A 7,249-nucleotide genomic window follows, 5' to 3' on the forward strand; every position below is an offset into this window, starting at 1 on the left:
ATTTAAAGCAAAATCATAATCTTACACAAAATTAGTTTTCAAATTGTCATATTGATGATTTTTTTTATTTCATCAAGAGTTTTCGACAAAATTAAAGAATATTTTTAAAAAGATAAAAGAGATTTTTAGTTATGATATTATATAAGTAGATAAAAATGGATTGGTGAAAAAATGAAAGTTGTAAAAGTGACACCTCGTGGTTATTGTCTTGGTGTTGTCAAGTCAATTAAATAAGCAAAAGAAGCTGCTTGCTGTCAAATATGCTGGACGGCAAATTTATATGTTAGGTTATCTTGTCCATAATAAACATGTTATTGATGAAATTATTAATTTAGGTGTTATTCCGGTCAACGATTTTAAACTTAATCGCCTTGCGCTAATGCAAACACTACCAGATAATGCTGTTGTGATTTTAAGTGCACATGGTAGTGATGACCGGATTAAAGATGTCGCAGCACAGAAAAACATTACACTTATTGATACTGAATGTGAATGAGTAACTGTTACAAAAAATTTAATTAAGGAATATTTAGCAAAACCTGATTATCAAATTATTTTTATTGGAAAACACTTTCATCCAGAAACAAATGCAATGTTAGCGCTTAGTCCAAGCATCAATCTTGTGACAACAGAACAAGAAGTTGATAACATTTTGCCTAATCTTGACCCAACTAAAAAGATTTTAATTACAAACCAAACAACCCTTTCTAAAATTGATATTGAAGCAATTGTGAAAAAAATTAAAACCCTTGTTCCAAATAAAATTCTTTTTAAAAATGATTTATGTAATGCAACATTAGAACGACAAAATGCTGTTCTAAATTTAGATCCAACAACAATTGACCTTTTACTTGTTGTTGGTGATGAACGAAGTAGTAACACCTTAAAGCTAGTTGCAATGGGCTAACAAATTGGGATTGAATCATATCGCATTAATGATAAAAATGATATTCAAGCAACTTGGTTGGCAAATAAAACCTGTGTTGCTGTTACTGCGGGGGCATCAACACCTAGCATCATTCAGTTAGAAGTAATTCGTTATTTAGAGCAAATATAAAAATATTATTAACGATAGTTAATAATATTTTTGATATGATATGGAATTATTGTTAAAGTTGGAAACTTTCGGGTTAAATATCCAGCAAAAGCAGCAATAAAAAAATCTTCCATATAATGGTTGAAGCAAATAACTGCTAATTGTTTTTCATTTGCTAATACTCATTGATCTCATTTTACTTCCCCAGTAATAAACAGGTCAATATTTTGGTTAATTTTTGCAATCACATCACCTGCGGCTCCTGCTGCTAAGGCAACTGTTTTAATAGGTTGCTCTAACGTCGATAAATTGTGCTGCACTGTTGTAATTTTAAAAATTGCTTTTAATTTCGTAATAATTTCATCAGCTGTTAAACTGACATACCCAATCATTGTTAAATCATCATCAAAGGGAACAATTTTTTGGGGATTTAATTCTTGTAAAATCAATTCATTCATTAAACCATCATAATTTGTGTGTAAAGCATAAACAGTTATCTGATGTTTATTAAGAAGATCAATAATTGCTCGTTTGTAAGGAATCTGTTGAATTCTTTTTTTCTTGCCAAAACAAAAAGGATGATGAGTTATAATAACATTAATTTGCTTAGCGACTGCTGCTGTAATTACTTCGCTTGTTAAATCTAAACTAACCATAATTTTTGCTACAAAATGATTTTTGCTTCCATATTGATGACCACTATAATCTCACTTACAATCTGTTTTTAATGAAAAATCAGTTTCAATTTCTTGATATAATTTTTTAATTAACATTATATCACCTTATTAATCATTTTTAGTTTTGCTTTAACTTCTTGATAGCGCTTAGTGTTTGCAGGAATCTTGTTTAACAATGTTAAATAATAATCATTTTTTAACAATCATTTCTCTTGAAAAAGTTTACTATGTTCTTTGCGAAGATAAGGACCGAAGTATAAGTCTTTTTTATTTTTGACTTTTTGACCAGCAGTTTTATTAACAACAATAATCTCATAAATAATATCATTTTCCTTAATTAATAATTCTTTTTCAATAAAGTACTTATGTTTTTTAATTCATTCTCGTAATAAAAATGGATCATCATTAGGACATAAAATATAACGATCAATTAAATCAGAATCTCGTTGCAAAATGGTTAAAATTGTTGTACTCCCTAATCCCGAAATAATACATGTATCAATCTTAATATCCGAAACTCCTGTTAAACCATCTGCTAAAATTGGGGTAATAAGTTCTTCAGTATGATATTTTGCAATATTTTTTTTCGCTTGGGCTAAGGGTTGTGCTGCAATGTCGCATGCATAAGCTTTGGTAATTAAATTTCCTTTTGCTAAATAAATTGGAATCATTGCATGATCTGTCCCAATATCACAAATAATGTCTTTTTCATTAACTTGTTTGGCAATTAATAATAAACGTTCTGATAATCTATCCATTTTTTAAAACCCCTATCCTTTAAAAAAGTCTTTTAATACTTTTGCTTTCGAATTAGCTTGGTTTGGCTTAAACTTACGAATTGTTTTTGCTTCAATTTGGCGAATTCGTTCACGTGTTACTTTAAATTCTTTGCCTACTTCTTCTAATGTTTTTGGTGAATCATATTTTGATAAATGCTTATCAATTAAAGCATTTTTTTGACTTTGTACTTTTTCAATTGGTGTATCATAATGAATATCAAGAGCTTTAACTGTTTGAACTAATTCGGGGAAAGTTTCATCTTCACATTCTTTTGCTAACCGTAATACTGTTCGTAACTTTGTTGGTAAAAGTCCAAACCGCATTCTAATTACTTTTTCTTCTCGTGCTGATAAAATTTCATGGAAAACTTCATCAATTACTTCTCGTAATGATTCTTTTTCAGCATATTCATCCGGTGTAAAAATATCTTTATCATCAACAAAATCACCAAAATGAGTATCATCCTCATCACCAATTGGTTTTTCTAATGAAACTGGTTCAATTGATAGTCTCTTAATTTCACGAACTTTTTCGCCAACCATTCCTTGCCCCATTTTTTCAGCAATTTCATTGTAAATTGGTTCGCGTCCTAACTCTTGTGTTAATTGCCGTTCAATTCTTGTTAATTTATTAATTGTTTCAACCATATGAACAGGAATCCGAATTGTTCGCGCTTGATCAGCAATTGCCCGGGTTGTTGCTTGTCTAATTCATCATGTGGCATATGTTGAAAATTTAAAACCACGCTTATAATCAAACTTATCAACAGCTTTCATTAACCCAATGTTCCCTTCTTCAATTAAATCCGAAAAATCTAATCCCCGGTTTAAATGTTTACGAGCAACTGAAACAACTAACTTCAGGTTAGAAGTAATTAATTTATCCCGTCCAAAACGTCTTTCTTCTGGATCAGATGATTCTAACATTTTAGCATATTTAATTTCTTCCTCACGAGTTAAAATCTTACTTGTTCCCAAAATATTAAAGTAAGCTTTAATAATATCTTGAATTTTTGTTTCATTTGAAATCCCACCAACTTTGTAACGTAATTTTTCATCTGGTTGTTTTTTCGTTACTTTTTCTGGTTCAGGAACTTCATTTTCTTTTAACTCTTCTAAATTAATATCACTAAATTCAACACCATTAGCAACTAATTCTTCGAAATATTCTTCAACATCATTATCATCAACTTCAAAATGATCATTAATTAATGTTATTAATTTTTCTTGTTCAATCTCATTGTTATTTTCTTCTAAATATTTATTAATATATTCTTTAAATTCATCAAAAGATTTCATATCTCTGACTTCTTTTTTTGATAATCCCATTCTCTCTACCCCTTTTTAAATTTTAATCGTTGATTCAACTTGTCAATTTCCATTGAAATTGCCTGTTGTTCAATTAGATTACTTGCTTTTTCTAACTTATTTCATAGCATTGCAATCTCTTTTTCATTAGCAAAATCATCAATTAAGAGCGCATAGTCTTCTAATTCTTTCTTATTATATTTAATTTTAATCGTTGATTTATTAATAATATCCATTAATATTTTTTTTAAATTTGGATCACTTATTTCTTGACACAACATATTAATTTTAACATTTTCTGCCCCCAAATGTCCATTATAATAAGTAATTATATCATTTGCTAACAAACGATAACCATCAAAATTTAAATTTCCAATTTTTCTTTGATAAAAATCTGCTGATTTTCGAGAACCAAGTAATTGTAAAACCATATTTTGTTCTGCTAAAAGATATCGTTTTAAATTTTTAATTTTATATTTTGTATTTTTAACTACAACAGTCTTACTTTGCTGTGGTTTGAACCTTGGTGGCGGCTTTTGCTGATAATTATTATCATTTGTTCCATTAGGAATTGGTTCTGACACAGCAGGTGAAAAAACTGCTTTTTGATATGTTTTAATTTGTCCAATTTTTGTTGTAATTGTTTCTTTAGATATTCTCGTTATTTTAACTAAATTATTAACTGCTAATTCTTGTTCCAATTGATTTGGACTAGCTCTAATTAAAGGTGCAACAATATTAATAAATTCTTCTAATTCATTTGCTGCTTGCAAATTAAATTTATTTTGAAAATAATCAAGAGCAAAATTAATTGGATGTTGGGCATTTGCTAACATTGTATGAATTAATTCTCCCTGACCACTATTAACTAATTCGTCAGGGTCTTGTTGCGTCTCATTCAAGACAATTTTAACTTTTAGATTATGACTTAATAATTTAATTGCTGCTTTTAAACTAGCATTAATTCCAGCTTTATCACCATCTAAAAAAATTAAACACTCATTTGTTAATCTTTTAATTTCTTTTAAATGATATTCACTTAAATTAGTTCCCATTAAAGCAACGGTATTTTTAAGATTTAATTTTTCTAAACTAATAACATCCATATATCCTTCAAGTAAAATTAAATTATTTTGCTGGCGAATAAACGGTTTCGCCCGGTGAATATTATACATTAGTTGTTCTTTTTTAAAAATCTTTGTTTCAGGAGTATTAAGATATTTTGCTACCTGGTTAGTAACCCCAATTACTCGTCCAGAAAAACCAATAATATAACTATCTTCATTTTTAATTGGAAACATTAAACGATTATTAAAATAATCATACACCTTGCCATTTTTAATTGTAATTAAACCCGCTTGTTGAATATCATTAATTGAATATCCTTTTTTAATTAAAAAATGGTACAAATGATCAAAGCCACTCTCAGCATAACCAATCTGAAATAATTCAATTTCAGTATTATTAATGTTCCGCTTTGTTAAATATTCCTTTGCATCATAAGCCTTTTTGGTTTCTAAATTATTACTAAAGTAAGCGCTTGCTAAGGCATTAATTTCAAAAATTAACTGTTCACTTTTATCATATTTTGGTTTTTCTTTATAAGTAGTCAATTCATCTAAGAAAATATTGGCCATTACCGCAACTTTTTTTAAAGCTTCAATAAAACTAATATTTTCATATTCTTGTAAAAAAGTAAAAACATTGCCTCCAGCTGAACAAGCAAAACAACGGTAAATTTGCTTTTCTGGTGAAATACTCATTGAAGGATGTGAATCTTGATGAAACGGACAAACTGCTCAATAATTACGACCCCGTTTTTCAAGCGATAAATATTCTGACATTACGGTAACAATATTTACTTTTGACTTAATTAAATCAATTTTTTCATTACTAATTAATGCCATACCTTTCACTCCTTTTAATTATTTTAATGTTGCGGTAAAATAGCTTTCTAAATTAGCAATTGCCACTCGTTCTTGTTTCATTGTATCACGATTACGAACTGTAACTTTTTGGTCTTTTTGACTGTCAAAATCAACTGTTACACAAAACGGTGTTCCAATCGCATCTTGACGACGATAACGCTTTCCAATATTTCCTGTTTCATCATAAGTGCATTGAAAACGATCTAAGAGTTTTTCATATAACTGATAAGCATCGTTGTTTAATTGTTTACTTAATGGAATCACCGCAATTTGATATGGAGCTAATAACGGGCTTAATTTTAAAACAATTCTTGTCTCATTATCAGCAACTTTTTCAACATGGTAAGCATCATATAAAATCGCTAACATCAAGCGCCCAACACCAACCGATGGTTCAATTACATGCGGGATAATTTTTTCATTTGTTTCTTGATTTAAATACGACGAATCATTTTTACTCATTTCACTGTGGCGACGTAAATCATAATTCCCCCGGTCAGCAATCCCTCATAATTCACCTATGCCAAACGGAAACTTATATTCAATATCAATAGTTCGTTTTGCATAATGGGCTAACTCATTAGCGTTATGCTCACGAAAATGATAGTTGTCTAGTTTTAAATTAATTAATTCTAAAAACTTGGTTACTTCTTTAACTCAATATTCAAATCAATCAATCTTTTCGTTACTATCATAAAAAAATTCTAATTCCATTTGTTCAAATTCACGTGTACGAAAAATAAAATTTCCTGGGGTAATTTCATTCCGAAATGACTTTCCAATTTGACCAACACCAAAAGGTAATTTTTTTCGCAAAGAACGTTGAACATTTTTAAAATTAACAAAAATTCCTTGTGCTGTTTCTGGTCGTAGATAAACAACTGATTTTTCATCTTCAATAACACCTTGGTTTGTTTTAAACATTAATTCAAACTGACGAATTTCAGTAAAATCATGTCCCCCACAATTTGGACATAAAATATTTTTTTCGGTAATAAAAGTCTCTAATTGTTCATTAGTTCAACCACCACAATTTAATTTCGGATAATTATCTTCAATCAGTTTATCTGCCCGCATTCGGCTTTTACATTTTTTACAATCTAATAATGGGTCAGCAAAATTGCCAAGATGTCCAGAAGCTTTTCAAACATTATTGTTCATTAAAATAGCACTATCAAGACCAACATTATATTTTGATTTTGTAATAAAATGTTGTCATCATAAATTTTTTAAATTTCGTTCTAATTCAACCCCCAATGGTCCAAAATCTCAGCTGTTTGCTAAACCACCATAAATTTCACTCCCTTGAAAAACAAAACCTTGTGTTTTTAAATGATTAACAACTTCTTCTAATGTATATTGCATTAATGTAACTCCTTCTTATTTCTCTATCCTCAATTATACTATGTTATTCTTTAAAATAAATTGATTTTTGCTTTAATTTTGTCGAAAACTCTTGATATTTATAAAATATACCTAAAATTAGGTATATTTTTAATATATGGAGGTAAATAATTAATG

Annotated in this window: 5 protein-coding genes and 1 pseudogene; 1 reads left to right on the forward strand and 5 read right to left on the reverse strand. The window is 28.9% G+C overall.

Going from position 1 to position 7,249, the window contains the following annotated elements; all coding sequences use genetic code 4:
• Nucleotides 1-280: 280 nt before the first annotated feature.
• Nucleotides 281-1,057 (forward strand): annotated as a pseudogene (ispH, locus tag EHV01_RS06540) (4-hydroxy-3-methylbut-2-enyl diphosphate reductase).
• Nucleotides 1,058-1,065: 8 nt separating this feature from the next.
• On the opposite strand, the gene EHV01_RS06545 reads toward ispH, so the two are convergent.
• The 5 genes from EHV01_RS06545 to EHV01_RS06565 are packed head-to-tail and all read right to left on the reverse strand — an operon-like array spanning nucleotide 1,066 to nucleotide 7,093.
• Nucleotides 1,066-1,809: a Nif3-like dinuclear metal center hexameric protein gene (locus EHV01_RS06545; protein WP_422066753.1), complete on the reverse strand. Its 744-nt coding sequence runs from the start codon at nucleotides 1,807-1,809 to the stop codon at nucleotides 1,066-1,068.
• Nucleotides 1,809-2,471: a tRNA (adenine(22)-N(1))-methyltransferase gene (locus EHV01_RS06550; protein ID WP_400248475.1), complete on the reverse strand. Its 663-nt coding sequence runs from the start codon at nucleotides 2,469-2,471 to the stop codon at nucleotides 1,809-1,811. The genes EHV01_RS06545 and EHV01_RS06550 overlap by 1 nt, the downstream gene beginning before the upstream one ends.
• 12 nt (nucleotides 2,472-2,483) lie before the next feature.
• A complete protein-coding gene (locus EHV01_RS06555; protein ID WP_422066754.1) occupies nucleotides 2,484-3,821 on the reverse strand; it encodes a sigma-70 family RNA polymerase sigma factor in 1,338 nt (445 codons plus the stop codon).
• Nucleotides 3,822-3,826: 5 nt separating this feature from the next.
• Nucleotides 3,827-5,707 carry a DNA primase gene (dnaG, locus tag EHV01_RS06560; RefSeq protein WP_422066755.1) on the reverse strand — a complete coding sequence of 627 codons (1,881 nt, stop codon included), beginning with the start codon at nucleotides 5,705-5,707 and terminating at the stop codon, nucleotides 3,827-3,829.
• 18 nt (nucleotides 5,708-5,725) lie between these two features.
• Entirely contained in the window at nucleotides 5,726-7,093 is a 1,368-nt protein-coding gene (locus tag EHV01_RS06565; RefSeq protein ID WP_422066756.1) for a glycine--tRNA ligase, read from the reverse strand.
• Nucleotides 7,094-7,249: the final 156 nt, after the last annotated feature.

Origin of the sequence: Spiroplasma sp. hy2 (assembly GCF_044714365.1) — a bacterium.
In the GTDB taxonomy this organism is placed as follows: Bacteria; Bacillota_I; Bacilli_A; order Mycoplasmatales; family Mycoplasmataceae; genus Spiroplasma; species Spiroplasma phoeniceum.